General features: G+C 61.0%; 21 protein-coding genes and 1 pseudogene. 12 read left to right on the top strand and 10 right to left on the bottom strand.

All coding sequences use genetic code 11. The annotated features are described in order from the left end of the window. Positions 1-68 precede the first annotated feature (68 nt). A complete protein-coding gene (locus AERO9A_RS10265) occupies positions 69-1,253 on the top strand; it encodes a GGDEF domain-containing protein (RefSeq protein WP_159971866.1) in 1,185 nt (394 codons plus the stop codon). A 107-nt stretch (positions 1,254-1,360) separates the two neighbouring features. Here the strand turns inward: AERO9A_RS10265 and AERO9A_RS10260 are convergent, their stop codons facing one another. From AERO9A_RS10260 to AERO9A_RS10250, 3 genes are all read right to left on the bottom strand, one after another. Continuing rightward, positions 1,361-3,649: a xanthine dehydrogenase family protein molybdopterin-binding subunit gene (locus AERO9A_RS10260; protein WP_159971865.1), complete on the bottom strand. Its 2,289-nt coding sequence runs from the start codon at positions 3,647-3,649 to the stop codon at positions 1,361-1,363. Next, positions 3,646-4,119, bottom strand: coding sequence for a (2Fe-2S)-binding protein (locus AERO9A_RS10255; protein WP_159971864.1), 474 nt, complete (start codon positions 4,117-4,119; stop codon positions 3,646-3,648). The genes AERO9A_RS10260 and AERO9A_RS10255 overlap by 4 nt, the downstream gene beginning before the upstream one ends. Positions 4,120-4,295: 176 nt before the next feature. Next, the gene (locus AERO9A_RS10250; protein ID WP_159971863.1) at positions 4,296-5,219 is read right to left on the bottom strand and encodes a LysR family transcriptional regulator; all 924 of its coding nucleotides are present in this window, start codon (positions 5,217-5,219) and stop codon (positions 4,296-4,298) included. A 212-nt stretch (positions 5,220-5,431) separates the two neighbouring features. Between AERO9A_RS10250 and AERO9A_RS10245 the strand changes: the two genes are divergently transcribed. From AERO9A_RS10245 to AERO9A_RS10225, 6 genes and pseudogenes are all read left to right on the top strand, one after another. After that, a complete protein-coding gene (locus tag AERO9A_RS10245; protein ID WP_159971862.1) occupies positions 5,432-6,631 on the top strand; it encodes an MFS transporter in 1,200 nt (399 codons plus the stop codon). A gap of 63 nt (positions 6,632-6,694) precedes the next feature. Then, positions 6,695-7,798, top strand: a complete 1,104-nt coding sequence (locus AERO9A_RS10240; protein WP_159971861.1) for an alpha/beta hydrolase — start codon at positions 6,695-6,697, stop codon at positions 7,796-7,798. 347 nt (positions 7,799-8,145) lie between these two features. Next, a complete protein-coding gene (locus tag AERO9A_RS10235; protein ID WP_256665906.1) occupies positions 8,146-8,604 on the top strand; it encodes a cyclophilin-like fold protein in 459 nt (152 codons plus the stop codon). A gap of 163 nt (positions 8,605-8,767) precedes the next feature. Next, positions 8,768-10,063 (top strand): annotated as a pseudogene (locus AERO9A_RS22780) (nitrate- and nitrite sensing domain-containing protein); the annotation flags it as partial. Continuing rightward, entirely contained in the window at positions 10,058-10,924 is an 867-nt protein-coding gene (locus tag AERO9A_RS22775; protein ID WP_372239671.1) for a methyl-accepting chemotaxis protein, read from the top strand. The pseudogene AERO9A_RS22780 and the gene AERO9A_RS22775, both read left to right, overlap by 6 nt. Positions 10,925-11,000: 76 nt before the next feature. Continuing rightward, the gene (locus AERO9A_RS10225) at positions 11,001-11,468 is read left to right on the top strand and encodes a GNAT family N-acetyltransferase (protein ID WP_159971859.1); all 468 of its coding nucleotides are present in this window, start codon (positions 11,001-11,003) and stop codon (positions 11,466-11,468) included. Between the two features lie 264 nt (positions 11,469-11,732). Here the strand turns inward: AERO9A_RS10225 and AERO9A_RS10220 are convergent, their stop codons facing one another. From AERO9A_RS10220 to glnT, 4 genes are all read right to left on the bottom strand, one after another. Further along, entirely contained in the window at positions 11,733-13,058 is a 1,326-nt protein-coding gene (locus AERO9A_RS10220; RefSeq protein WP_159971858.1) for an FMN-binding glutamate synthase family protein, read from the bottom strand. Positions 13,059-13,087: 29 nt separating this feature from the next. After that, positions 13,088-13,771 carry a protein glxC gene (locus AERO9A_RS10215; RefSeq protein ID WP_159971857.1) on the bottom strand — a complete coding sequence of 228 codons (684 nt, stop codon included), beginning with the start codon at positions 13,769-13,771 and terminating at the stop codon, positions 13,088-13,090. A 142-nt stretch (positions 13,772-13,913) separates the two neighbouring features. Next, positions 13,914-14,816, bottom strand: a complete 903-nt coding sequence (locus AERO9A_RS10210) for a glutamine amidotransferase family protein (RefSeq protein WP_159971856.1) — start codon at positions 14,814-14,816, stop codon at positions 13,914-13,916. Between the two features lie 124 nt (positions 14,817-14,940). Further along, positions 14,941-16,275, bottom strand: coding sequence for a type III glutamate--ammonia ligase (gene glnT / locus AERO9A_RS10205; protein WP_159971855.1), 1,335 nt, complete (start codon positions 16,273-16,275; stop codon positions 14,941-14,943). A 241-nt stretch (positions 16,276-16,516) separates the two neighbouring features. On the opposite strand from glnT, the gene AERO9A_RS10200 reads away from it, so the two are divergent. Beyond that, the gene (locus AERO9A_RS10200) at positions 16,517-17,116 is read left to right on the top strand and encodes a helix-turn-helix domain-containing protein (protein WP_159971854.1); all 600 of its coding nucleotides are present in this window, start codon (positions 16,517-16,519) and stop codon (positions 17,114-17,116) included. Between the two features lie 134 nt (positions 17,117-17,250). Here AERO9A_RS10200 and AERO9A_RS10195 read toward each other — a convergent pair whose 3' ends face one another. Next, positions 17,251-18,627 carry a GntP family permease gene (locus AERO9A_RS10195; protein WP_159971853.1) on the bottom strand — a complete coding sequence of 459 codons (1,377 nt, stop codon included), beginning with the start codon at positions 18,625-18,627 and terminating at the stop codon, positions 17,251-17,253. Positions 18,628-18,679: 52 nt separating this feature from the next. Further along, positions 18,680-19,213 carry a gluconokinase gene (locus AERO9A_RS10190; protein ID WP_159971852.1) on the bottom strand — a complete coding sequence of 178 codons (534 nt, stop codon included), beginning with the start codon at positions 19,211-19,213 and terminating at the stop codon, positions 18,680-18,682. 344 nt (positions 19,214-19,557) lie between these two features. Between AERO9A_RS10190 and AERO9A_RS10185 the strand changes: the two genes are divergently transcribed. From AERO9A_RS10185 to AERO9A_RS10170, 4 genes are all read left to right on the top strand, one after another. After that, the gene (locus AERO9A_RS10185; RefSeq protein ID WP_159971851.1) at positions 19,558-20,589 is read left to right on the top strand and encodes a LacI family DNA-binding transcriptional regulator; all 1,032 of its coding nucleotides are present in this window, start codon (positions 19,558-19,560) and stop codon (positions 20,587-20,589) included. Positions 20,590-20,664: 75 nt separating this feature from the next. After that, a complete protein-coding gene (gene edd / locus AERO9A_RS10180) occupies positions 20,665-22,491 on the top strand; it encodes a phosphogluconate dehydratase (RefSeq protein ID WP_159971850.1) in 1,827 nt (608 codons plus the stop codon). Between the two features lie 160 nt (positions 22,492-22,651). Then, a complete protein-coding gene (locus tag AERO9A_RS10175; protein ID WP_159972301.1) occupies positions 22,652-23,290 on the top strand; it encodes a bifunctional 4-hydroxy-2-oxoglutarate aldolase/2-dehydro-3-deoxy-phosphogluconate aldolase in 639 nt (212 codons plus the stop codon). 72 nt (positions 23,291-23,362) lie between these two features. Continuing rightward, positions 23,363-24,991, top strand: a complete 1,629-nt coding sequence (locus tag AERO9A_RS10170; RefSeq protein WP_159971849.1) for an NADP-dependent glyceraldehyde-3-phosphate dehydrogenase — start codon at positions 23,363-23,365, stop codon at positions 24,989-24,991. A gap of 22 nt (positions 24,992-25,013) precedes the next feature. On the opposite strand, the gene AERO9A_RS10165 is transcribed toward AERO9A_RS10170, so the two are convergent. Beyond that, positions 25,014-26,138 (bottom strand): M14-type cytosolic carboxypeptidase, encoded by a 1,125-nt coding sequence (locus AERO9A_RS10165; RefSeq protein WP_159971848.1) that lies wholly within the window; start codon positions 26,136-26,138, stop codon positions 25,014-25,016. Positions 26,139-26,224: the final 86 nt, after the last annotated feature.

The following is a 26,224-nucleotide window of genomic DNA, read 5'->3' as shown; positions in this document are numbered from 1 at the left end:
TGGCGTCAGGCCACACAAATAAAGCAAAGCGCCATCATTTCGACACTATGCGAAAGGATTTCTACACGATGAGTGCCTCCACCCCCGGCCAGACCCCTATCAAGCGAACGCGCCACGTGATTCCCGCCCCGTTACAACCGGCTTATCAGCGCTATGTCGTCGAGCAGCATGGGCGCTTCTTGCTGGCGATCAACTTCATCGCCATGTTCGCCTATGACCTCTACGTCTTCGCCGATGCCTTGCTGATTGCCGATATGGCAATGGAATCGCTGCTGCTGCGCGGCATCCTCAGCCTGATTGGCCTGTGCAACATCTACGTGGTGTTCTGGCGCTATCGCAACGTCCTGCTGATGGACATGCTGATGCCGATACACGACATCATTTCCACCATCGCCTGGTTCGAGCTGCTCAAGCGCAGCCAATCACCGGACGTGCCCACCTTCGTCTATGCCTCGGTGGTGTTCGTCATCCTGGCCAACCTGGGCGCGCGCTACAGTTTCCGCGGCATCCTCGCCTGCTCCTGCGCCATCTCGACGATCATCCTGTACAACTTATGGCTGCTGCACGACGGCCAGGGCAAACCGGTGCTGGTATTCAGCATCGCCTATCTGCCTGTGCTGCTGTTCAGCCTGTTCATCAGTTGGACTAATATCAATGAAGTGCGCCGAGCCTTTCTCGACGATCAGGAAAAACAGCGCCAGCGTGACGAGTTGGCCGCACTCAACCAACGCCTGAGCGAGCAGGCCCGCACCGACGCACTGACCAGCGTGGGCAACCGCCGCGCATTCGACAGGGCCCTGGATGAACACTGGCAGCAGATGCAGCGCAATGGCCGCCCCTTCTCACTGCTGCTGCTGGACATCGACTTCTTCAAGCCCTTCAACGACCACTACGGCCATCAGGTTGGCGACCAGAGCCTGTGCGCCGTCGCCCACGGTATCAGTGCCAGCCTACGGCATGGCCAGGGCGAGGTCTTTCGCTATGGCGGCGAGGAGTTCGTCGTTCTCTTGCAGATCGCCGATGCCGAAGAATTACGCGCACTGGCCGAGCGACTGCGCGAGCATATAGCCGACCTCGCCATCGAGCATCTACACCGCCCCGACAGCCTCAACCATCTGACCATCAGCATCGGTGCAAGCACCACGCAGGCCACCCGCGTGCAACAGGCGCAGGATCTCTTCGCCCACTGCGACAACCTGCTGTACGAAGCCAAACAGCAAGGCCGCAACCGCGTTTGCGCGCATGTGGAGTGAGGCAATCTTTAAGGCCTGGAAGGACGATATGAGGCGCCCGTAACACCTGGCACTCGACTTCAGCTCATGCAGGCAAAGCGAATTGATCTGCCTGCATGAGTAAGGTCTTAAACCACCGTTCGTACCGGTAAGCTGCGCACGCGTTTGCCTGTAGCGGCAAAGATCGCGTTGCACAGAGCAGGTGCCACTGGCGGCACTGGCGGCTCACCCACACCACCCGGCGGCAGGTTGTGGTCATCGTTGACCAGATGAGTACGGATCACCCGGGGCGAGACGTTATGGCGCAGCACTTCGTAGTCATGGAAGTTGCTCTGACTCACTCGCCCCTTCGCAAAGGTAATCTGGCTGCTCAGCGCCAGACTAAGGCCCATGATCGCACCACCTTCAAGCTGTGCGCGGATTCGCTCGGGATTGATCTGAGGGCCGCAATCGATCGCCATGTCCACACTCACGACACGTACGGCGCCCTTATCATCGACGGCGACCTCCACGACTGCAGCGGTGTAGCTGAGAAAGCTATAGCAGAACGCCAGCCCCAGACCATGCCCTGCTGCGAGCTTGCGCCCCCACCCAGCGCCCTCGCACGCGGCATCGATTACGCCACGCAAGCGCCCGGTGTCATAGGGGTAGCGTTCGGGCGACTCGGTGTAGTTCCAGGTATCGGCCATCGTGGCGGGGTCTATCTGCCGCGCGGGGCCAATCAGATCGAAGGCAAACTGCCGATGATCCTTGCCTGCACGGTGCGCCAGCTCAGCAATGAAACACTGCGCAGCAAAGGCATGCGGGATATTGGACACTGAACGGAACCAACCAATGCGAGCATGCGCAGGCACCTCAGCCGTTTCCACGCGTACGTTGGCAATACGATAGGGCATGTTGATTGCCGACATCGCAGTCTCAAAAATCTGCCCACCCATGGCCCCCTCCTTGAACAGCGAGCCGATCGTAGGGGCGGCGCTGCGGTGCAGCCAAGAGCTGACCTGACCCTGGCTGTCGATAACGGCCTCCAGTCGTTCGACCGAAACGGTGTGCAGGTAGTCATGCTGAATGTCGTCTTCGCGCGTCCAGACCAGCTTGACCGGCGTACCCTCGGGCATGGCCTGCGCAACAACGGTCGCCTCATCGACGAAATCAGGCTTGGACTTACGACCAAAACCACCGCCCAGCAGCAACACGTTGACCTTGACGTTCTCCGGCTTGAGTTTCAGCCGCGCCGCCACCGCATCACGCGCTGCGACAGGGTTCTGGATCGAAGTCCAAACCTCGGCCATACCGGCTTTGATCTGCACGGTAGCCACCGGCGGCTCCATCGAGGCATGAGCAAGGTGCGGCACGTAATACTCCGCGGTCAGACGCTCGGCTTCGGGGGCAGCCTCCCAAGCCTGGGCAGTATCGCCCTGATTGCGTACCACCTTGCCGGCCTTGCGCGCGGCAGTCTCCAGCGTCTGCCGGTAGACGCTGGTGTCATAGCCAGCGTTGGGGCCGTCGTCCCATTCGATCTCAAGCGCGGTACGACCTTGGCGAGCAGCCCAGGTATTGCGCGCAACCACCGCCACACCCCCTAAAGGCTGGAAAGCCGGTGCGCCAGTCATGACCGGCAGCTCCACAACCTTCAAAACACCGGGTACCGCCAGAGCCTTGCTGGCATCGAAGCGAAGCAGCTTGCCGCCGACCACAGGCGGGCGCGCGACCACGGCATAGACCATGCCTGGCAAGCGCATGTCCATTCCGTAGGTAGCCTGCCCTTTACCGATGGCTTCCAGATCGATCAGGCGCACCTGATCCTTGCCAATGTAGCGAAACTCGTCACGCGCCTTGAGCTTGAGCGCATCGGTTCGAGGCACAGGCTGCTTGGCCGCTTCCGCTGCCAACTCGCCGTAACCCAGGCGCCGCCCGCTGGGTATGTGAACGACTTCATGCTGTACGGCTTTGACCTCAGCCACAGACACTGACCAGCGTGCGGCGGCTGCCGCTTCGAGCATCTGTCGCGCCGCAGCCCCCACACGTCGCATGGGCATGAGGAAATGGCGCACACTGCGCGAACCATCCACATTCTGGTTGCCGTAACGCTCTTCATTGGCCTCGGCCTGCACGATCGTCACATGCTCCCAACGTGCTTCCATCTCGTCGGCCACCACCATCGGCAAGCTGGTACGCACACCTGTGCCCATCTCCGCACGATGCGCCACGATGGTGACGGTGCCATCTTCAGCGATGGACACGAAAACCAGCGGATCATCCACTGTGCCGCCAGGCATGCTGTCAGCACCGTATTTCGGCGCAACGTCAGCCGCCCAGGCGGCGCTAACCAAACCCTTGGCCGTCACCGCCAGTGTCAATGCCGCGAGGCTACCGTGGAGAAACTCACGGCGGGAAAATCCAGAGGAAGTTTTCATCGCTGACCTCCCTGCGCCAGTTGGTCGGCCGCCTGCAAGATGGCCGCACGAATGCGTGGGTAGGTGCCGCAACGGCAGATATTTCCGCTCATCGCCTGGTCGATTTGCTCTTCACTCGGCCTCGGTGTGCTCTTGAGCAAGCTCACCGCAGTCATGATTTGTCCCGCCTGGCAGTAACCACATTGGGCGACGTTATTCTCCACCCAGGCATGCTGCACAACCTGCCCCACAGGGTCCACCTCCATCCCCTCAATGGTCGAAATCGCCTTTCCGGTCACGGCCGAGATAGGCGTCACGCATGAACGAATTGCGCTGCCATCCATATGCACAGTACAGGCGCCACACAACGCCATACCGCAGCCGAACTTGGTTCCGGTCATGCCCAACTCATCGCGCAATGCCCACAGCAGAGGTATCTCGCCGGGGGCATCGACATCCTTGGTTTGCCCGTTGATTTGAAGACGTGTCATGAGTTGAACTCCTGTCAAAATTAACTTCGAAGGCAGAACCTGCGCAGAGTAGAAACGGCTGGACGGAATAAGCCCAGAGACTCTACAGAAAAACTCCCGAGGCAATTGATTAGCCTAGCTAATAAGGCTATTTAGCTGCCAATGGATAAACGCAAGAATCAGCAGAGGCTGCCGGGTCACCCTTTGGGTTCTATCCGGCCACCACCGGGCGTTGAGAGGCGCAGCGCATCAACGACCAAGGTAAAAGCCGGGGATGGCTGCCGACGACTCGGGTAATACAGGTAGTACCCAGGGAACGGCTGACACCAATCCTCCAGCACACGTACCAGGCGTCCCTCCTCAATGTGCGGCGCAAACTCCTCCTCGGGAAGCCAGGCGATCCCCAACCCGGCCAACGCGGCATCCACGATATTGGGCGAAGTATTGAAAATGAGTTGCCCATCCACGCGAACATTCAACAGCTTGTCCTTGCGCTGAAAATCCCAGACATAGAGCCCCCCGCCGGACTGCATACGCATGTTGATGCAGTTGTGATTAACCAGATCACGCGGGTTCTTGGGTTTCGGATGCACAGCAAAGTAGCCAGGAGAGGCCACAACGGCCATACGCACAGGCGGCCCAATCGGCACAGCGATCATGTCCTTGTCGATGGTGTCGCCCAAGCGCACGCCTGCATCGAAGCGGTCGGCCACGATATCGCGGAAACCATAGTTGATATCGAACTCGATCTTGATGTCCGGGTACTCAAACAGCAAGGGCGTGAGCTTGGGCAGCAGATTGGTTCGCTGGATATGGTCGCCACAGGTAATACGAACGGTGCCGCTTGGCTTGTCGCGCAGCGCCGTCAGTTCATCCAGCTCAGCCTCGATTTCATCAAAGCGATTGCCAATGGCATTCAACAGGCGCTCTCCCGCTGCCGTAGGCGAAACGCTGCGCGTGGTGCGGGTGAGCAGGCGGATCTGCAATCGAGTCTCCAGGCCGCTTATTGATTGGCTCAGAGCCGATTGCGTCACCCCTAGCTGAGCGGCGGCACGAGTGAAAGTCCCCTCACGGGCGACGGTTACGAAAGACAGCAGGTCGTTGAGATTACGTTTGATCATGCTGCATTTTTCCATGAATAAATGATTAGCAGAGCTTATATCCTCTTTAAGAATTGATTAGCTAGTCATAGATATCCATATACCCGAACATTAGCCAACCAACATCGTGGCTACTGCTTGGCAGCTCCCTTGATTGCCGAACAAGCCCATTCAACGGAGCTGCCCAGTCAGCGGTGAAGTTTCCTTTCTTCTGTAGATGAACCAGGTTCTGCATGACAGCCAGTACGCTCGACACCCACCATGAAATGACCAATCCCTCCAGCTCTTGGAGTGGTGTTTTGGGCATCTCGGTTTGCGCTTTCGCTCTGGTCGCGTCGGAGTTCCTGCCGGTCAGCCTGCTGAGCCCCATCGCCAATGATTTGCACATCACCGAAGGTATGGCGGGTCAGGGCATCGCCATCTCGGGGGCTTTCGCCGTACTGACCAGTCTGTTCATTTCCTCGCTTGTTGGCAGCCTGAACCGCAAGACTCTGCTACTGGGGCTGACGGCAGCGATGGGCGTGTCCGGCGCCATCGTCGCGTTGGCACCGAACTATCTCATCTACATGCTAGGCCGGGCACTGATCGGCGTGGTGATCGGCGGCTTCTGGTCGATGTCCGCCGCAACGGCCATTCGTTTGGTGCCAAGCCATGACGTGCCACGCGCTCTAGCGCTGGTCAATGGTGGTAATGCCCTGTCCACGGTGGTGGCTGCTCCGCTGGGCGCCTGGCTTGGCACCTTCATCGGCTGGCGCGGCGCATTTCTCTGCCTGGTACCAGTTGCACTGGCCGCGCTGGCCTGGCAATGGGCAACACTGCCGTCCATGCAGGCGGCTGCGCGTGCGCCTGGTACGCACAATTTGTTCAGCGTGTTCACGTTGCTTAAACGCCCTGGCGTCGTGATCGGCATGCTAGCCAGCAGCTTGTTCTTCATGGGCCAATTTGCCCTGTTCACCTATGTGCGCCCCTTCCTGGAAACCGTCACCGGGGTGCATGGCACATCTATCTCCCTAGTACTGCTGGTGATCGGTGTCGCGGGCTTCATCGGCACTCTGCTGATTGGCAATCTTTTGCAACGGCGCTTTATCCATACCATGGTCGCCATCCCGTTACTGATGACACTGACAGCACTGGCCCTAGTGGCATTCGGTGGCTGGCTCGCGGTCGTCGTCGCCCTGCTAGGGCTATGGGGGTTGACCGGCACTGCCGCCCCCGTGGGCTGGTGGGCCTGGATCGCGATGACGTTCCCCAAAGATGCAGAAGCAGGTGGCGGCCTTTTCGTCGCAGTTGTTCAACTGTCGATCGCCCTGGGCTCCACGCTGGGTGGCCTGCTGTTCGACCACATCGGTTATCAGGCCACCTTTTTCACCAGCGCCGCGATCCTGCTGCTGTCGGCCATCCTGACCATCCTCACCGCACGCTCAAAGCCCTGAGAGGACACCGTCCAACTCACCCACCTAGAACTCGCTATGTCGATTTGATCGTTGGAGCACTACATGGAAATTCAGAGCAGTAACCGAGTACGACTCAAGAAAGCCTCCCTCCAATTAGCCATCCTGGCCGGCGCGCTGATGGCTCTTCTCGGCTGCCAGAACAATCAGGTAGCAACCGCCTCCTCAAACAACGGAGTAGACAGCATGCAACTGCAACTTACGCAGGAATGGGACAAAACCTTCCCCCGTAGTGAAAAGGTCGAGCAGCGCAAAGTCACTTTCGTAAACCGTTATGGCATCACCCTGGCGGCTGATCTCTATTTGCCGAAGGCACGTACTGCAGATCGACTACCGGCAATTGTGGTCAGCGGCCCATTTGGCGCCGTCAAGGAACAATCTTCCGGCCTGTATGCGCAGACCATGGCCGAGCGCGGCTTCGTTACACTGGCTTTCGACCCGTCTTATACCGGTGAGAGTGGTGGTCAGCCACGCAATGTCGCCTCACCAGACATCAATACCGAAGACTTCAGCGCCGCCGTGGACTTCATCGGCCTACTGCCGGAAGTAGATCGTGAACGCATCGGCATCATCGGTATCTGTGGCTGGGGGGGCATGGCCCTGAACGCAACAGCCGTGGACAAACGCATCAAAGCAGTCGTGACCAGTACCATGTACGACATGACACGAGTGATGTCCAAAGGCTACAACGACAGCGTAACCCTCGAACAACGCACGCAGACGCTGGAGCAACTGGGCCAGCAACGCTGGAAGGATGCACAAAACGGAGCGCCCGCTTATCAGCCACCCTACAACGAGCTAAAAGGTGGCGAAGCGCAGTTTCTAGTCGACTACCACGACTACTACATGACGCCACGCGGCTACCACCCTCGCGCGGTTAACTCGGGTAATGCCTGGACGATGACCACGCCGTTGTCGTTCATGAACATGCCAATCCTCACCTACATCAAGGAAATCTCACCGCGTCCGGTTCTGTTCATCCACGGTGAAAATGCCCACTCGCGCTATTTCAGCGAAGCCGCCTACTCCGCCGCGGCGGAGCCGAAGGAGTTGCTGATCATTCCAGGCGCCAGCCATGTCGACCTGTACGACCGCGCGGACAAGATTCCTTTTGACCGGATGACCGAGTTCTTCGGCAAATATCTGTAGCACCTAGCTTATCTATACGCAGGCAGCGTCAGGTTAGGCCTGGCGCTGTCTTGCATATCCGGCAAGGCAGTATTTCAGAGCCAGGGAATGGGTTGAAATACGCTATACACATCTTGGCCACACAGCCGCATCGGACTAGGCGAGGCTCCGACAAACGTGGCATTTGCCTGACGGCTCCACAACCGCACTCAGAGGCGCGCGCACTGCCAACCAACTGCGCCAGAACCTCAAGGCATTGGAGCTAAACGCTCTGCCGAAAGACCTGCAAGACTGGATGAATTTGGCCAAGCCCCCGCGGCGAGGCACCTTAGGCCTATGCGTGCTGATCACTACCGGGAATCGATCAAGTGCCTGAATACATGCGGCAAAACCTAACCTTCATGCTGGCGCTGATATTCAGTGCCGCTTGCGGTGCCGCAGGCACAATCAACGAGGACGCACATCGTATGCACGCCATCCGCATCATCATCGGTGAGGCCATCATCACCGCGACGCTCGACGATACTCCGTCCAGTCGCGACTTTATTGCTCAGCTCCCTCTGAACATCGACCTCAAAGACTATGCGTCTACAGAGAAGATCGCCTATTTACCCCACAAGCTTTCCACCACAAATGCACCGCCCGGCATAGACCCGCAAATCGGTGACATCACCTACTACGCGCCCTGGGGCAACCTGGCGATCTTCTACCAAGACTTTGGCTACTCCCAAGGCCTGATAAGGCTCGGGCGCATCACAGCAGGTCTCGAACATCTAAGCTACCCAGGTGCTAAGTCGGCCAAAGTAGAACTTGCCACAGGGCATTAACAGCCCCCGATACGAGTCGTGTAACAGCGGTCGGTGTGGCAGCCGACGGCATGCTTGCGACAGGCGCGAATAGCTGACGGTTTCAGGTGAATACTTGCCATCACTCAAGAAAACCGCCGAGCACCCGAAAACATAAGACGCACCGCGCCTACACCCCAGCCCAATGAGCTACTCTGGAATAACCAGCCTGGGCGCATTGAGGTGTTGCGCCAGTGCTTGCAACAGTCGATGCAACGGAATGCAGTTCCCGTTGAAGCAGAGGGACAGTAGATCCCTCGCCAGCCAGTCGCGGCTCAAGAGACCACTGGTATTCGTTGTTCGCCTGCCACTATCAACACAGACGATAGGCATATCAACGATGCTGAAAAATGCGCCCCTGAGCACAAAGCTCCTGCTTATAGTGCTGTTCCCCCTCCTGGGCTTTTTGCTCTTCTGCGCGATGGACGTCGCCAATCAGTATCAGACGCTACGCGAGACCAACCATACCGTTGTCGCCATCGACACCGCTCAGCACATCAGCACTGCCGTTACCGCATTGCAGCGCGAGCGCGGTGCCAGTGGCGTGTTCATTACGAGCAAGGGCGCAGCCATGCGCGATGCGCTGGCCCAGTTTCGACGTGACAGCGATGCAGCGATCAAGCAATTGCAGAGCCTATCGAGCACCGCGACAACAGATCTGAATGCCGTTCTAAAGGGCTTAGGCGAAATAGCCGAGCTGCGTAAACAAGTCGATGCCCTGGCGCTCACTGGCGCCGAATCCGGGGCACGCTACACCGGCATGATCACCGGTCTGATCGGCTACACCCATTCGCTAGAAGCCAGTATCAGCGTGGTGAAGGTTCAACGTACCCTCAACGTACTCAATCAACTGATAGAAATGAAAGAGCGCGCAGGCCGTGAGCGCGCCTTGCTCGGGCAGATTTTCAGTCTCAATCAGCTCAATGCCGATCTGCTCACGCGCCTGAGCCGTAACCTCGGAGAGTTTTCAGCCTATCAGGCGGCCTTCCAGCGCCAGGCTTCGGCAGAACTCAAAGGCAAGCTGGACAGTGCCATGCAGCAACCCGACGCGCAGGCAGCCATGGCTCTACAACGACTGGCTCTAGAAACACCGCTGGGCACAGCCCTCAACACCAAGCCCGAACAGTGGTTCAAGCTCTCCACCGCACGCATTGACCTCATCGGGCAGGTAGAAAGTGAGCTGAGCCAGGATGCAGGTAGCATCGCAATGAACATGCAGGCCTCGATCGTCGCCAGTCTGTGGAAAACGGTCGGCGCAATTCTGCTCGTGCTGGCCATCGTGCTGACGCTCTCGTACCTGATCATCCGTAGCATCAAATCAGCCGTCAGCGACCTTAACGAGACTCTGCTGGCCTTATCCAAACGTGACCTCACCGCCCACACCCGCTACGAGGGCCGCGATGAGTTCGGCATGATCGCGCATAACCTCAACAACATGGCCCTGCAGATCAAGGAGGTGATCCAGGAAGTCAGCGGTGCGGCAGCGCAGGTAGCCAGCGCCGCCGAAGAATCATCCTCAGCCGCCCTGCAGACCAGCCAGAACGTAGCGCAGCAGCGCCTGAACACCGACCAGGTCGTCACCGCGATCCAACAGATGAGCGCCACCGTCCGCGACGTGGCGCGCAGCACCACCGAAGCGGCTGAAATGTCCCGCCAGGTCAATGACAACACCGCGCGCGGCAAAACCGAGATCGAGAACACCGTGCTTCTGGTGCAGGCCCTGTCGAAGCAAGCCGAGCAAACCACGCAGATCATCCTCGCCCTGAAGAAAGAAACCGACGCCATCTCCTCGGTGCTCGACGTTATCCGAGGTGTCGCCGAACAGACCAACCTGCTCGCCCTCAATGCCGCCATCGAAGCAGCCCGCGCCGGGGAGCAAGGCCGTGGTTTCGCCGTGGTCGCCGACGAGGTACGCCAGTTGGCGCAAAAGACCCAGGACTCCACCGTCAGCATCCAGCAGATGATCAGCAACCTGCAAAGTGGCTCCGACCGGGCCGCCAGCTCCATGCAAGAAACCCTGAACAAAGCTCAGACAGGCGCCAATAACGTGGTCAAAGCGGGCGAATTGCTGGAGCAAATCGCTGACGGCATCGCCAATATCAGTGACCGCAACATCCAGGTAGCCTCGGCTGCCGAGGAGCAAAGTCTGGTGTCAGAGGAAATCAACCGTAACGTCCACGACATCAACGATTTGGTTATTCAAGTCAGCGCAACGGCTGAGCAGACCGCCGTGAGCAGCCGTGAACTCGCGCGCCTGGCCGATCACCAGCAGCAACTGGTCAGTCGCTTCAAGGTAGTCTGACAGGATCACGCTGTCGGCCTCGAACGCGCCGGCAGCCGGCCCACCTGAACGACCACCCCAAGCCTGAGCCCCTGCCATGCCAATCGAAATCCGCCCCGCACGAGCGAGCGACGCGCACGCGATAAGCCGGGTGATCATCAGTGCCCTGCACGTCAGCAATGCGCGGGACTATGCACCCGAGGTGATTGAGCGGGTGGAGCAAAGCTTCAGCGTCGAGCGCGTCGCGCAGTTGATCGATACGCGCCAGGTGCTGGTTGCCGAATGCAACCGGCAACTGCTCGGCACCGCCAGCCTCGACGGCGAGGTTGTCAGAACGGTGTTCATCGATCCGCCGATGCAGGGCCAGGGCGTCGGGCGCCTGCTCATGCTGGCCATCACCCGGCTCGCTCGCGAACAGGGTATCGCCGAGTTGCTCGTGCCCTCCTCGCTCACCGCTCGGGGCTTCTACCAACGCCTGGGCTTCGAGCTGCAACGGGAAGTCGTCGACGGCGCCGAGCGCACCCTGGTCATGGCCCGCCGGCTCCAGGCCGACTTGCCTGATTGAAGCCGCTCACCTGGCTGGGAGCTGGCGTGTGCCGTCGACGAACGCGACGTGCGCTAGGAGAAACGGCGCGTTTCGGAGAATTCGGCATTCAAGGGCTGATGTCCTTGGGTAGGCGCAGAGTCATTCGCGAGGCTTGCGGCCTCGGCGCCAGCCCTTTTCGCGGATAAATCCGCTCCTACCAGCCGTGCATCCAGGGTGCAGGGAAGCACTCGTGTAGGAGCGAATTTATTCGCGATTTTCAACAACGCACCAGCACCTGTCGCCTCAGTAGCGCAACTGTCCCGGCACCCAGTTGGTGCCAGCCAGCGGCACACGGGCCATGGCAGCCGCCTCCACGGTCAGGGCCACCAGATCCTCAGGGTCAAGGTTGTGCAGGTGCGACTTGCCGCAGGCGCGGGCCATGGTCTGCGCTTCCAGCACCAGCACGCGCAGGTAGTTGGCCAGGCGGCGGCCAGCGGCGACCGGGTCGAGGCGCTTGGACAACTCCGGGTCCTGGGTGGTGATACCGGCAGGGTCTTTGCCGTTTTGCCAGTCATCGTAGAAACCAGCAGCCGAATCGATCTTCTTCAGCTCCTCATCCAGACGCGGGTGATTGTCACCGAGGGCGATCAGCGCCGCGGTGCCGATGGCCACGGCATCAGCCCCCATGGCCATGGCCTTGGCCACATCGGCGCCGGTACGAATGCCGCCGGAGACGATCAGTTGCACCTTGCGATGCATGTCCATCTCCTGCAGGGCCTGCACAGCTTGCGGGATGGCCGAGAGAATCGGGATGCCGACGTGCTCGATGAACACTTCCTGAGTGGCGGCAGTGCCACCTTGCATGCCGTCGAGGACAATCACGTCGGCACCGGCCTTCACCGCCAGCTTGACGTCGTAGTACGGGCGGCTGGCGCCGATCTTCACGTAGATGGGTTTTTCCCAGTCGGTGATCTCGCGGATCTCGGCAATCTTGATCGCCAAGTCGTCCGGACCGGTCCAGTCCGGGTGACGGCAGGCGCTGCGCTGGTCGACGCCAATCGGCAAGGTACGCATACCGGCCACGCGCTCGGTCACCTTCATGCCCAAGAGCATGCCGCCGCCGCCCGGCTTGGCGCCCTGGCCAAGGACGATCTCGATGGCGTCGGCCTTGCGCAGGTCGTCCGGGTTCATGCCGTAGCGCGACGGCAGATACTGGTAGACCAAGTGCTGCGACTGACCGCGCTCTTCCGGGGTCATACCGCCGTCGCCGGTGGTGGTGCTGGTACCGGCGATGGTAGCGCCTCGGCCGAGAGCTTCCTTGGCCTGCGCCGACAGCGCGCCGAAGCTCATGCCGGCAATGGTCACCGGAATCTTCAGGTGAATCGGCTTCTTGGCGAAGCGGTTGCCCAGCACCACGTCGGTGCCGCATTTCTCGCGGTAGCCTTCCAGCGGGTAGCGCGACATCGAGGCGCCGAGCAGCAGCAGGTCGTCGAAGTGCGGCAGCTTGCGCTTGGTGCCGCCACCACGGATGTCATAAATGCCGGTCTCGGCGGCGCGCTGGATTTCCTGAATGGACAGGCGGTCAAAGGTGGCGGATTCGCGCAACACCGGGGTAATTTTTTCGCTCATATGCAGTTCCTCGTCGGCAGGGTGCGCGATCAGTACGCCGAAGCGTTGTCGACCTTGAAGTTGTACAAGTGACGGGCCGAGCCGTAGCGTTTGAAGCTGGCCGGGTCTTCATCGAAGCCGGCGCGGCCCAGCAACTCGGCGAGTTCTTCCAGATGCTCGGGGCGCATGTCCTTCTCGATGCAATCCGAGCCCAGGGACTTGACCGTGCCCTTGACGTAAATGCGCGTCTCGTAGAGCGAATCACCCAGCGCGTCGCCGGCATCGCCGCAGACGACGAGTCTGCCCGCCTGGCCCATAAAGCAGCTCATGTGGCCGATGTTGCCGCCGACGACGATGTCGACGCCCTTCATCGAAATGCCGCAGCGCGCGCCGGCGTCGCCCTCGATCACCAGCAGACCGCCATGGGCGGTAGCGCCAGCGGACTGCGAGGCGCTGCCCTTGATGCGTACCATGCCACTCATCATGTTCTCGGCCACGCCGACACCGACGTTGCCGTGGATGGTGACGCTGGCCTTCTGGTTCATACCGGCGCAGTAGTAACCGGCGTGACCGTCGATCTCCACGCTCAGCGCCTCGTTCAAACCCACTGCTAGATTGTGCTTGCCACCCGGATTGCTCACCACCCACTCACGCTCGGTAAGGGTCTTGGCTTGCTCGTGCAGCGCCTGGTTCAAATCGCGCACAGTGGCGCTGGCAAGGTCGATTTTTTTCATGTCCGTGTCTCCAAAAAATAGAGAGTCGAATGCAGGCCGTCGCGGGCGCGCCGAGTACAAGGAAGAACCGCAGCGAGCCGCAGGCGAGCGGATCGCGAGGATCTGATGCAGCAATCGGTGTGCGCAGTAGGCCTGGAGCGACTCAAGCGCTACGTTCCCAGATGTACATGGTGGCCGGTTCCGGCTCCCACACCTTGGCCTTGTCGATGCCCGGCAGAGTCGACAGGGCCTGGTATTCGGAGGCCATGGCCACATAGTCGTCGGTCTCGGCGAGGATCGCCGGCTTGCAGGCGATGGGGTCGCGGATCACCGCGAAGCCGTCGCGGGTGCCGATGGCGAAGGTGAAGAAGCCATCGAGATCCTCCAGCGAATGGTCGAGCGCTTGCTTGAGCGAATCGCCTTGGCGCAGACGCCAGGTCAGGTAGCCGGCAGCGACCTCGGTGTCGTTTTCGGTTTCGAATTCGATACCGTGGCGGCGCAGCTCCTGGCGCAGGCGGAAGTGGTTGGACAGCGAGCCGTTATGCACCAGGCACAGATCCTGGCCGGTGGAGAACGGGTGGCTGCCTTCCATGGTCACCGCGCTTTCGGTGGCCATGCGGGTGTGGCCGATGATGTGGCTGCCCTTCATCTTGGCCAGCGAGAAGCGCTCGGAAATTTCCTTGGGCAAGCCCATGCCCTTGAGGATCTCGATGCTCTGGCCAACGCTCATCACCCGCACGCTTGGCGCCAGCTCGGCAAGCTCGGCGCGCACAGCCACCTCATCGGCATTGGTTTTGAGCACGGCGGCGCTGGCGTTCTGGAACCAGTCCAGCGAGCAACCCAGACGCCCTTCCAGTTCGCCCATCAGGGCCTTGAAGTCATAGCCGGCGGTGGTGCTCTGTAGGGTCAGCTTGATCCAGCCGTCCTTCACCTCGTCGCCATAGATGGCGAAGCCGGCGCTGTCCGGGCCACGGTCAGTCATGGCCAGCAGCATAGGCTCGAAGAGCGCGCCAAGCTGGCTCTCCAGCGCCGGGTTCTTCAGATACAAACCTACGATTCCACACATAAGAGCAGTCCTCACTACGTTCGGTAGCTGCAAGCCTCAAGCGGCAAGCTGACCGAGTTGATACGGATGCCGTACCAGGCTTCGCACCGCATTGCTTGCGGCTGGAAGCTTGTGGCTTGGCGCCTCAAAAGAATTCGGTGTAACGCTCGATCTCCCAGTCGGAGACATGGCGGCTGTACTCGATCCATTCCATGCGCTTGAGCTTGATGAACTCAGCAACCATTTCCTGCCCCAGCACCTCGCTAAACAGCGGGTCGGCCTCCAGCGCGTCGCAGGCTTCCTTGAGCGATTGCGGCAGGGTCTTGATGCCGCGCGCGGCAATCTCGTCCAGGCTCAGGGTGTAGAGGTTCTCGTTGCAGGCGCTGCCCGGATCGAGCTTGCGGTCGATGCCGTCGAGGCCCGCAGCGATAATCGCGGCGGTCACCAGATAGGGGTTGCAACCGGCGTCCGGCAGGCGGAACTCGATGCGCCCGTAGGGGATGCGCAGCATCGCCGAGCGGTTGTTGTCGCCGTAGGCGATAAAGGCCGGGGCCCAGGTCGCACCGGACAGCGAACGGCCAACGACCAGGCGCTTGTAGGAGTTCACTGTCGGCGCAGCGAAAGCGCACAGTGCCGGGCCATGCGCCAGCAGACCGCCGATAAAGTGATAGGCCAATTTCGACAGGCCCATGCCGCTGGGGTCACTGGCGTCATGGAACAGGTTCTTGCTACTGCCATCGCCAATCGACAGGTGAAAGTGCATGCCATTGCCCGCACGGCGCGGATCAGGCTTGGGCATGAACGAGCAAATCATGCCCAGGTCGTTAGCGATCTCTCCAGCGGCCATGCGGAAGAAGGTGAAGCGATCCGCCGACTCCAGCGCATCGCTGTAGGTGTAGTTGATCTCAAACTGGCCGCAGGCGTCTTCGTGGTCGATCTGGTAGATGTCGAAACCCACCGGTTGCAGCGACTCGGTGAGCCGCTCAAGAAAGGCGCGCGAACGCGACAGGCCCTTGTAGTCGTAGCAGGGCTTCTCCAACTTATCGCTGGCATCGACCGGGGCGAGCTTACCCTCGGCATCGCGACGGAACAGGCTGAACTCGGGCTCCAGGCCGGTGTTGAGCGTCCAGCCGCGCTCGCTCAGACGCTCCACCTGTTGCTGCAACACGTAACGGGTGTCATAAGGCCAGGGCTGACCATTGACGTGGCCCACGCACACCACGCGGCCATAACCTGGCTGCCAAGGCACCGGCATGAGCGTGGACAGATCACCACGCGCCATGAAATCCGGCCCATGCGGCTCCATACCCATGCCCCAGATGGCGAAACCGGCGAAACCGGCGCCCTCCTCGGCCACGGCTTTAAGACCGGACACCGGCACAGACTTGGTCTTGGCGGCACCATGGATATCGACGAACTGAGCCAGCACATACTTGATGCCATGCTGATCGATGATTTTCTGGGTTTCGCTGGGCAACATGGGAAGGGCCTCCAGTGGCGTCACCATTATTCCGCTTAGGAATTTTAAATTCCTGAAAAGAAATGCAAGCCGCTTGCCAACTTGGTATGCCATCGAGCGCCGCCCAGCCAACCCGCGCCGTTCTTCTATCTGCTGAGGAAAAATGCTTTCATAAGAAGAAAGTCGCGAACGGAGAATGCACCGAAGCAAGGCGCCACGCACATTCCTGGTGCGAATTTTTTATTCACGAAAGAAATCCTGAATGACGACCACTCCAGAAAACCCACCCCGTCTCAAACTCGAACAATATTTAGGCATGCAGATCCGCCGCCAGCGCCAGGCCCAGGAACTGAAGATCGCCGACGTGGCGCGCATCGCCGGGATCAGCCAGGGCATGCTGAGCAAGATCGAGAACGCTCAAGTTTCCACCAGTCTCGACACTCTCAGCCGCCTGTGCGACGTGCTCGGTATGCCCATGTCGAAACTCTTCAGCCAATATGACCAGCAAGGTGGTAGCGCCCTGCTGGTCAAAGCTGGCGAAGGCCTGGAAGTGGTGCGGCGCGGCACGGAAAAAGGCCACACCTATCGGCTGCTCAACCACACCCGTGGGCCGAAGAAGAGCTTCGAGGCTTATATGGTCAGCATGGACGACGCCAGCGAGGAGTTTCCGACCTTCGCCCACCCCGGCACCGAGTTTCTGCACCTGCTCGAAGGCGAGCTGGTGTACCGCCACGGCAACCAGCTCTACCCGATGCAGGCCGGCGACAGCCTGACCTTCGACGGTGAAGTACCGCACGGCCCGGAAAAGCTGGTGCAGGTGCCGATCCGGTTGCTGTCGATCATGAACTACGGGACGGATTGAGCAGGCTCGCTCGCGATTCGCTCACCAAGAGGCAAGCGAGCAACAACCCTGCGCAAAAAATTCGTCGCCTGAAATGAAAATGCCCGACCACTATGGGTCGGGCATTAGCGACAACATCTCAGGCACTGACGCCATCAGAGCAACAAGCTACCGATGAACGCCAACAGGAAGGCGATGCCACCGAGCAAGGTTTCCATCACCGTCCAGGTCTTGAGGGTGGTTTTCTCATCCATCTGCAGGAAGCGGCTGACCAGCCAGAACCCCGAGTCGTTGACGTGCGACAGCACGGTCGCACCACCAGCGATGGCGACCACGATAAAGCACAGATCGAACTGGCTGAGCCCCGGTGTAGCGGCCACAGTCGGCGCCATCAGCGCAGCGGCAGTGGTCAGCGCCACGGTCGCTGAGCCCTGCGCCACGCGCAGCGCTGCGGAGATGACGAAAGCCGCGATGATCACCGGCAAACCGGTATCGGCCAGCAGCGACGACAGCGCATCACCAATACCACTGGTGCGCAGCACGTTACCGAACATACCGCCCGCACCGGTGACCAGAACGATGGAGCAAATCGGCCCTAAGGCCCCTTCGCAGGCCTTTTCCAGATGCTTGCCGCTGTAACGGCCACTGAACATCAGCAACGCGAAGAAGGTGGTGATCAACAGCGCAACAGGTGTTTTGCCGAGCATACGCAGGAACTGCACCCAGGTATCACCGGCCTGTACATAGCCGGTGACGGTCAGCGTGTTGAGCCCGGTATCCAGGAAGATTAAGCACAGCGGCAGCAACAACACCGACAGCACCAGAGCGAAACTCGGCGGCGCGACCGAGGCATCACGCTCGACATCGGTGAGGAAGGTAGTCGGCAGCTTCACATCAAAACGCTTGCCGGCCCACTGGCCGAATACATAAGCGCCGAAATACCAGGTAGGCAGCGCGATAATCCCACCCACGAGAACCAACAGGCCGATATTCGCCCCCAGCAGATCAGCCGCGGCAACCGGGCCTGGGTGCGGAGGCACCAGTGCATGCATGGCGGCGAACGCCCCCGCAGCCGGCAAGGCATAGAGCAGGGTCGATCCGCCAAAGCGCTTGGCCACGCTAAAGATGATCGGCAGCATCACCACCAGCCCGGCATCGAAGAAAATCGGGAAGCCAAACAGCAGCGAGGCGACGCCCAGCGCGAACGGCGCCCGCTTTTCACCGAAGGTGCCAATCAAGGTATCGGCCAGCACCTGAGCACCTCCGGTCATCTCCAGCAACCGCCCGATCATGGCGCCAAGCCCGACCAACAGCGCGACCGCAGCCAGGGTGTTGCCGAAGCCAGTTAACAGCGTCGGCACGATCTGGTCGAAAGGAATCTGCGCGACCAGCGCCGTGACGACACTCACCAGCACAAGAGCAAGAAAAGCATGTACCCGCAAACGGATGATCAGCAGCAGCAGTAACGCGACAGCCGCCGCAGCCGTGAGCAACAGCGATGTTGCATCGGGCGTAGAAGCCAGTTGGTTCATGGTCTACCTCATTATTTTTGTCGTAGAACTACAGCTAGGGAACGAGGCACGATCAGGCCGGTCTCGCGATGGAATCCGTCGATTTCCACCAGGCTTCAGCCTCCTGGCTGAGCTGATCAACGGGCAATGTCGCGTCAAGCACCAAAGTCAGTGGCTCAACGTGAGGGGGTTCGAGAGCCGCGAACTGACTGTCGATCAAGCTGGCGGGCATAAAGTGATCAGGGCGACTGGCAACACGTTCGCCGGCCGTCTCACGAGCCAATTCGAGATAGACAAAACCCAGTCCAGGCAATGACTGGCGGAGTTGGCGACGATAGGCATGGCGCAAGGCCGAACAGGTCAACACGGCACGCTGGCCGCCACGGGTAGCGGCACGCAGCTCCTCACCGAGGCGAACCAACCAACCAGCACGATCGTTGTCGTCCAAAGGAATGCCTGCACTCATTTTGGCGATGTTGGCAGGCGGGTGAAACGCGTCACCCTCGATAAACACGGCGTCGGTCAGCTTCGCGATGGCTTGGCCGACACTGCTTTTACCGCAGCCGGCAACACCCATGACGACCAGTGCATTGATGCGTGGATGCATAAGCACCTCATTGAAGTAGCGCTACCCCAACCATTGAAACCTGAGGAGCGCTATAGTTCATTGTATTTATATCGAGATAGCCGCAAATTAGCTGAAAAACTCAGCAAATTAAGCGATTAACGTAGAGCCTGACATTTGCCAGCCCCCAAAGACAGCGCTATCCTAGTAGTCCATTTATGCCTTGGCAAGAGCCGCCAGTCATCGCATAGCGCCCTGGTTCTGCAGGAAAAACCACCGAGCAAAAGCCAGGTTATGCGCAAAATTGCCCGCAGCACCAACAGGGCTCGCGGTACAGAGGCCCACTGCAGCAAAATAAAAGAAATAAAACATGCGAAATGCCACCGATGAGCACTGCAAAAACAGGTAAAAACACCCGCACAACCGGCCGCCCGACCCTCAACGAGGTCGCCCGTCAAGCCGGCGTCAGCCCGATTACCGCATCGCGCGCCCTGCGTGGTATTCCCAGCGTGGCCGAAGAGCTGGTGCAAAAGGTGCGCGAGGCCGCCAGTAAGTTGGGTTACGTGGCCAACCCCGCAGCCCGCGCGCTCGCCTCCTCGCACAGCCAGACCATCGCGGTGATCGTGCCGTCGCTGACCAACCAGTTATTCGTCGAGACGCTGGAAGCCATTCATGGCGTCATGCGCCAGCGCGGCCTGGAAGTGCTGATCGGCAACTCACACTACTCGCGCGATGAAGAAGAAGACCTGATCCGCAACTACCTGGCTTATCAGCCACGCGGCATGCTGCTGACCGGCTTCGAGCGCACCGAAACAGCCCGCCGCCTGCTCGATGCCAGCGGCATTCCCTGTGTTTACATGATGGATATAGATCCCGGCGCGGGCCTGCACTGCGTCGGCTTTTCCCAGGTGCAGGCCGGTACCTGCGCCGCCGAACACCTGATCGCCCGTGGTCGTAAACGCCTGGCTTTCGTCGGCGCCCAATTGGACCAACGGACCTTGCTACGTGGCGAAGGGTTTCGCCGAGCCCTGCAGCGCGCCGATCTCTATGACCCGATTCTGGAAATGCTGACCCCAAGACGCTCGACCGTCGGCCTGGGCTGTGAACTGTTCGCCCGCCTGGTCACAGAACACCCGGATCTGGACGGCATTTTCTTCGGCAACGACGACCTGGCCCAGGGCGCACTGCTCGAAGCCACACGTATGGGCATTCGTATCCCAGAACGCATATCGGTACTGGGTTTCAACGACCTCCCGGCTTCGGCATTCAGCGTGCCGCGCCTGAGCAGTATTCGCACCCCGCGCGAAGCCATTGGCCGTCGCGCCGCCGAAATGCTGCTCACGCTGATGGCCGGCCAAAAGCCAGCCGAACAGGTCAATGATCTGGGTTTTGAACTCATGTTGCGCGAGAGCACCTGAACAGGCGCTCGAAAGAATGTAATGAGGGAGCTGATAAGCGCTCCTGCCAGTGAACACCTGATACGGAGTCAGCCCATGCACCCTCGCATCCTAGAGGTCACCGAACGCCTGATCCAGCGCAGCCGCGCCACACGCACGCGCTATCTGGCCATGATCGATGCCGCCGCCGCTGACGGCCCGCAGCGGGGCAAGTTGCAGTGCGCCAACTTCGCCCACGGCGTGGCGGCTTGCAGCAGCAGCGACAAACAACGCCTGCGCCTGATGGACTCGGCCAACGTGGCCATCGTCACCGCCTACAACGACATGCTCTCGGCGCACCAGCCCTATGCCGACTACCCGCAGCGCATCAAACAGGTGCTACAAGACATCGGCTCGGTCGGCCAGGTCGCCGGGGGCGTGCCAGCCATGTGCGATGGCGTGACGCAGGGCGAACCAGGCATGGAACTGTCGTTAGCCAGCCGTGAAGTGATAGCGCTGTCTACCGCCGTCGCCCTCTCCCACAACATGTTCGACGCCGCGCTGTACCTGGGCATCTGCGACAAGATCGTGCCCGGCTTGCTGATCGGCGCCCTGCGCTTTGGCCACCTGCCGGCGCTGTTCATGCCCAGCGGGCCAATGACCTCGGGCCTGCCCAACAAGGAAAAGGCCGAGGTGCGCCAGCGCTTCGCCGAAGGCCGCGCCAGCCGCGAAGAGTTGCTCGAGGCGGAGATGCAGGCCTACCACAACCCAGGCACCTGCACCTTCTACGGCACCGCCAACACCAACCAGATGCTGATGGAAGTGATGGGCCTGCACCTGCCGGGCTCGTCCTTCGTCAACCCGGACGCCGAACTGCGCCAGTGGCTGAGCGACGAAGCCGCGCGCCGCGTGGTGGGCCTGACCCGCCAGGGTGGCAGCTTCACCCCGCTCGGGCGCATGCTCGACGAGCGCGTACTGGTCAATGCCGTGGTCGCTCTGCATGCCACCGGGGGTTCCACCAATCACACCCTGCACCTGCCGGCCATCGCGCAAGCTGCGGGCATCCAACTGACCTGGCAGGACATGGCCGACCTCTCCGAAGTGGTGCCGACGCTCACGCGCGTCTACCCCAACGGCAAAGCCGACATCAACCACTTCCAGGCCGCCGGTGGCGTGGCCTTCCTCGTGCGCGAACTGCTCGATGCAGGCTTGCTGCACGAGGACGTCGACACCGTGATGGGCCGCGGCCTGCGGCGCTATACCCAGGAGCCGTTCATCGACGGCAAGCGCCTGGTCTGGCGTGACGGCCCGACGCAGAGCCTCGACGAGAATATCCTCAGCCCGGTGGCCCGCCCCTTCTCCGCCGAGGGTGGCCTGCGCGTCATGAGCGGCAACCTCGGCCAGGGCGTGATGAAGGTTTCCGCCGTGGCGCCAGAACACCAGATCGTGGAAGCACCGGCGCGCATCTTTCATGACCAGCAACAACTGGTCGATGCCTTCCAGGCTGGCGAACTGGAGCGCGACCTGGTCGCCGTGATGCTGTTCCAAGGCCCACGCAGCAACGGCATGCCCGAACTGCACAAGATGACGCCCTACCTCGGTGTGTTGCAGGATCGCGGCTTCAAGGTCGCCCTGGTCACAGACGGGCGCATGTCCGGCGCCTCAGGCAAAGTTCCGGCGGCCATCCACGTCTACCCGGAGGCCATCGATGGCGGCCCACTGGCACGCCTGCGTGACGGCGATCGGGTGCGCGTCGACGGTCGCAAGGGTGAACTGCAGGTACTGATCGACCCCGCCGAACTGGCCGCACGCCAACCCACTCAAGCGCCAGCAAGCAACAACGTCGGCTGCGCTCGCGAACTGTTCGCCTTTATGCGCAACGCCTTCAGCTCGGCAGAACAAGGCGCCAGCGCGTTTACCCAAGCCCTTAGCGAACTGAAATAAATCACCACGCAGGCCGATGCCCAGAAGCCGCATCACTGCACACGACAAAGACAGCGCTACCCAAAGTGCGTTGACCTAAACACAGAGGCCACGGCCTCCGAGGATGAAACCGATGAGCAACCCGCAACGCAGCGCCAAGCAAACCGCAACACAAGCCGACATGGCCAGCCATATTGCCCGTATCGATGCCCTCTGCCAGGCTGCGCGCATCCTGCCGGTCATCAAGATCGAGCGCGAAGCCGACATTCTGCCGCTGGCCGATGCCCTCGCTGCCGGCGGCCTACGCACGCTGGAAATCACCCTGCGCTCGGATCTCGGTCTGAAGGCCATCGCCCAACTGCGTAAGCAACGCCCTGAGCTGTGCGTAGGTGCAGGCACCGTACTCGACGAACACATGCTGGCCGAGTCGGTGGCCGCTGGCGCCGAATTTATCGTCACCCCTGGCTGCACGCAGGCGCTGCTGGAGGCTGGCCTTAGCTCGCCGGTCCCGCTGCTGCCTGGCGTCAGCAGCGCCTCGGAAATCATGCTCGGCTACAGCCTGGGCTATCGCCGCTTCAAGCTGTTCCCCGCCGAGCTGGCCGGTGGCGTCGCGGCGCTCAAGGCCTTCCGTGGCCCCTTCGGCAACGTGCGCTTCTGCCCCACCGGCGGCCTCAACCCGAACAACGTGCAGCAATACATTCAGCAACCCAACGTGATGTGCGTCGGTGGCTCGTGGATGCTCAACGATGCCTGGATTCGCAACGGCGACTGGCAGCGCATCACTCAGGTCAGCAGCGAGGCACTGCAACTGTTGGCATAACCCTGTAGTAGTAGGCACAGTCAGGCCCAGCACCGCTGGTATTTTCTCGTAGTGACCGAAAGGACTGGAAACATGAGCACAGAAAATCGCTTGGACACCCTCTTCCCCAGCGCCGCGCAGATTCCCGAGCAATACCGCCTGGATACGCCAATCGAGCAACGCGAGTACCTGCTCGATGGCCAACTGCATACCTGGGCAGGGCCGCTGGCCAGCGTGCGCAGCCCGATCTGCCTGACTCAAGCCGACGGTAGCGTCGAGCAAGTGGTACTCGGCAGCGCGCCGCTGATGGACGCCGACGCCGCGCTGGCCGCCCTCGACGCCGCCGTACGTGCCTACGACAACGGCCAGGGCCTGTGGCCCAACCTGCGCGTGGCCGAACGTATCCGCCACGTAGAGAGTTTCCTGGCACGCATGCGCCAGCAGCGCGACGCAGTGGTACGCCTGCTGATGTGGGAAATCGGCAAGAGCCTGAAGGACGCCGAGAAGGAATTCGACCGCACCTGCGACTACATCGTCGACACCATCGACGAGCTGAAAAAACTCGACCGTCGCTCCAGCCGCTTCGAGCTGGAGCAAGGCACCCTCGGCCAGATTCGCCGCGCGCCGCTGGGCGTGGCGCTGTGCATGGGGCCGTACAACTACCCGCTGAACGAAACCTTCACCACCCTGATCCCGGCGCTGATCATGGGCAACACCGTGGTGTTCAAACCGGCCAAGTTTGGCGTGCTGCTGATCCGCCCGCTGCTCGAAGCCTTCCGCGACAGCTTCCCGCCGGGCGTGATCAACGTCATCTACGGCAAGGGCCGCGACACCGTCAGCGCGCTGATGGCCAGTGGCAAGGTCGATGTATTCGCCTTTATCGGCACCAACAAAGGCGCCAGCGACCTGAAGAAACTGCACCCGCGCCCGCACCGTCTGCGCGCCGTGCTCGGCCTGGACGCGAAGAATCCGGGCATCGTCCTGCCACAGGTGGATCTGGACAACGCCGTGGAAGAAGCCGTGACCGGTGCTCTGTCGTTCAACGGCCAGCGCTGCACCGCACTGAAGATCCTCTTCGTCCACCGCGACGTGCTGCAGCCGTTCCTCGAACGCTTCAGCGCCAAACTGGCCGCACTCAAACCCGGCATGCCCTGGGAGCCGGGCGTGGCCCTGACGCCGCTGCCCGAACCGGGCAAGGTCGACTACCTCAGCGGCCTGCTGCAGGACGCCCTGAGCAAAGGCGCCAAAGTAATCAACGCAGGCGGCGGCAGCCAGCGCGAGACCTTCTTCTACCCGGCGCTGCTCAGCCCGGTCAGCGCGGACATGCGCCTGTACCACGAAGAGCAGTTCGGCCCGCTGATTCCGGTGGTGCCGTACGACGAGATCAGTGAAGTGATCGACTACGTGTTGCAGTCCGACTACGGCCAGCAGCTCAGCCTGTTCGGCAACGACCCGGCGCAGGTCGGCCAGTTGATCGACGCCTTCGCCAACCAGGTCGGCCGCATCAACGTCAACGCCCAGTGCCAGCGCGGCCCGGACAGCTACCCGTTCAACGGGCGCAAGAACTCGGCCGAGGGCACCCTGTCGGTGTATGACGCGCTACGCGTGTTCTCCATCCGCACCCTGGTGGCCACCCGCGATCAGGCCGCCAACAAGGAACTGTTCAGCGGCATCATCCAAGGGCGGCATTCGAGCTTCCTGACCACCGACTACATCTTCTAAGGTGCATCTCCCGCCTGCGTTTTCAGCGCAGGCGGGCGACCATCTGCGCCAGTACCGTCAGCACATCACGTCCCAGGCGCGCGGAGCGGGCACCGTTCCAGCCGGTGCGCGGCTGTGGGCTGTCGTCATGATCCTTGAACGGCATCTCCAGAGTGAACGACAGACAGTCGAACGCCTGCCCCACTGCGTTACAGGCCAGCGCCAGGTTGGCTTGGCCAGGCGCGGCACGCGGGTAGCCGAAGCGCGTCTGGAACTCGCCAACCGCCACCAGGCGCGAGCGAAACTCCTCCTCCAGCGCGGCCAGGCGTGGCGTGTAACCCGGATTGCCCTCGCAACCAGCGGTGAAGACATGGGGAATGTCCTCGTCGCCATGGATGTCGAGGAACAGGTCGACGCCGATCCGCTGCATCTGCTCCAGCACGAACAGCACCTCGGGGCTGCGTTCGGCGCTGGCTGACTGCCAGGCGCGGTTGAGATCCTGGCCGGCGTAGTTGGTGCGCAGATGGCCGCGAATGGCGCCGTCCGGGTTCATGTTCGGCACCAAATAAAGATCCGCCTGCGCCAACAGCTCGGCCATCTGCTCATCCTGCCGATCCTGCAAGCGCTCGATCAGCCCTTCCATAAACCATTCGGCCATATGCTCGCCAGGGTGCTGCTGAGCGATGATCCACAGCTTGCGCGGCGCAGCAGCCCGCCCGCCGATGCGCAGCAGTTCGATATTGCGGCCTTCCAGGCTCTTGCCGCAGGCGACTTGCTCGGCGCCAGCAGCCAGAGTGCGCGTGATCAACTGATCATGCCGCGCCCGGCTGTAGGGCTCGAAATAGGCAAAGCGCACCTGGGGCTGCTCGGCCCGCAACTCGAAGTGCAACTGCCCATCGACGATACGCGTAGGCACGCGAAACCAGTGTTCGCCGTCATAGCTGGCGGTGGCCTGATAGCCCGTCCAGGCATGGCTGTAGGCCGACTGCCCGATATTGGTCAGCACGAAGCCATAGCGCTGGCCGACCTCAAGCTCGGCGACTTGAAAGTGAAACCATTGAAAGTGCGAGCTGTTAAGGTCGGGGCGGATCGCCAGCAGCACCCGCTGCGCGTCGCTGCTGTCGATCACCTGAATATTGCCGCTGTCGAAATCCGCGCTGATCTTCATGCACGCCTCGTTGATCCCATCAAAAGCAGCAGCATTACAGGTGATCGCCCGCCAGGGAAGGATTCGAGAGAACTATGACGTACACG

The sequence above is a fragment of the Pseudomonas sp. 8Z genome (assembly GCF_902506535.1).
In the GTDB taxonomy this organism is placed as follows: Bacteria; Pseudomonadota; Gammaproteobacteria; order Pseudomonadales; family Pseudomonadaceae; genus Aquipseudomonas.
This window is presented reverse-complemented; position numbering and strand designations above follow the sequence as displayed.

Coding starts and splice junctions, on each gene's coding strand:
- AERO9A_RS10220 (WP_159971858.1), bottom strand. CDS start 13,058: ATGAGCGAAAAAATTACCCCGGTGTTGCGCGAATCCGCCACCTTTGAC.
- AERO9A_RS22775 (WP_372239671.1), top strand. CDS start 10,058: ATGGCCCTGCAGATCAAGGAGGTGATCCAGGAAGTCAGCGGTGCGGCA.
- AERO9A_RS10185 (WP_159971851.1), top strand. CDS start 19,558: ATGAGCACTGCAAAAACAGGTAAAAACACCCGCACAACCGGCCGCCCG.
- AERO9A_RS10215 (WP_159971857.1), bottom strand. CDS start 13,771: ATGAAAAAAATCGACCTTGCCAGCGCCACTGTGCGCGATTTGAACCAG.
- AERO9A_RS10170 (WP_159971849.1), top strand. CDS start 23,363: ATGAGCACAGAAAATCGCTTGGACACCCTCTTCCCCAGCGCCGCGCAG.
- AERO9A_RS10200 (WP_159971854.1), top strand. CDS start 16,517: ATGACGACCACTCCAGAAAACCCACCCCGTCTCAAACTCGAACAATAT.
- AERO9A_RS10190 (WP_159971852.1), bottom strand. CDS start 19,213: ATGCATCCACGCATCAATGCACTGGTCGTCATGGGTGTTGCCGGCTGC.
- AERO9A_RS10210 (WP_159971856.1), bottom strand. CDS start 14,816: ATGTGTGGAATCGTAGGTTTGTATCTGAAGAACCCGGCGCTGGAGAGC.
- AERO9A_RS10250 (WP_159971863.1), bottom strand. CDS start 5,219: ATGATCAAACGTAATCTCAACGACCTGCTGTCTTTCGTAACCGTCGCC.
- AERO9A_RS10225 (WP_159971859.1), top strand. CDS start 11,001: ATGCCAATCGAAATCCGCCCCGCACGAGCGAGCGACGCGCACGCGATA.
- edd (WP_159971850.1), top strand. CDS start 20,665: ATGCACCCTCGCATCCTAGAGGTCACCGAACGCCTGATCCAGCGCAGC.
- AERO9A_RS10165 (WP_159971848.1), bottom strand. CDS start 26,138: ATGAAGATCAGCGCGGATTTCGACAGCGGCAATATTCAGGTGATCGAC.
- AERO9A_RS10255 (WP_159971864.1), bottom strand. CDS start 4,119: ATGACACGTCTTCAAATCAACGGGCAAACCAAGGATGTCGATGCCCCC.
- AERO9A_RS10245 (WP_159971862.1), top strand. CDS start 5,432: ATGACAGCCAGTACGCTCGACACCCACCATGAAATGACCAATCCCTCC.
- AERO9A_RS10265 (WP_159971866.1), top strand. CDS start 69: ATGAGTGCCTCCACCCCCGGCCAGACCCCTATCAAGCGAACGCGCCAC.
- AERO9A_RS10240 (WP_159971861.1), top strand. CDS start 6,695: ATGGAAATTCAGAGCAGTAACCGAGTACGACTCAAGAAAGCCTCCCTC.
- AERO9A_RS10260 (WP_159971865.1), bottom strand. CDS start 3,649: ATGAAAACTTCCTCTGGATTTTCCCGCCGTGAGTTTCTCCACGGTAGC.
- glnT (WP_159971855.1), bottom strand. CDS start 16,275: ATGTTGCCCAGCGAAACCCAGAAAATCATCGATCAGCATGGCATCAAG.
- AERO9A_RS10175 (WP_159972301.1), top strand. CDS start 22,652: ATGGCCAGCCATATTGCCCGTATCGATGCCCTCTGCCAGGCTGCGCGC.
- AERO9A_RS10195 (WP_159971853.1), bottom strand. CDS start 18,627: ATGAACCAACTGGCTTCTACGCCCGATGCAACATCGCTGTTGCTCACG.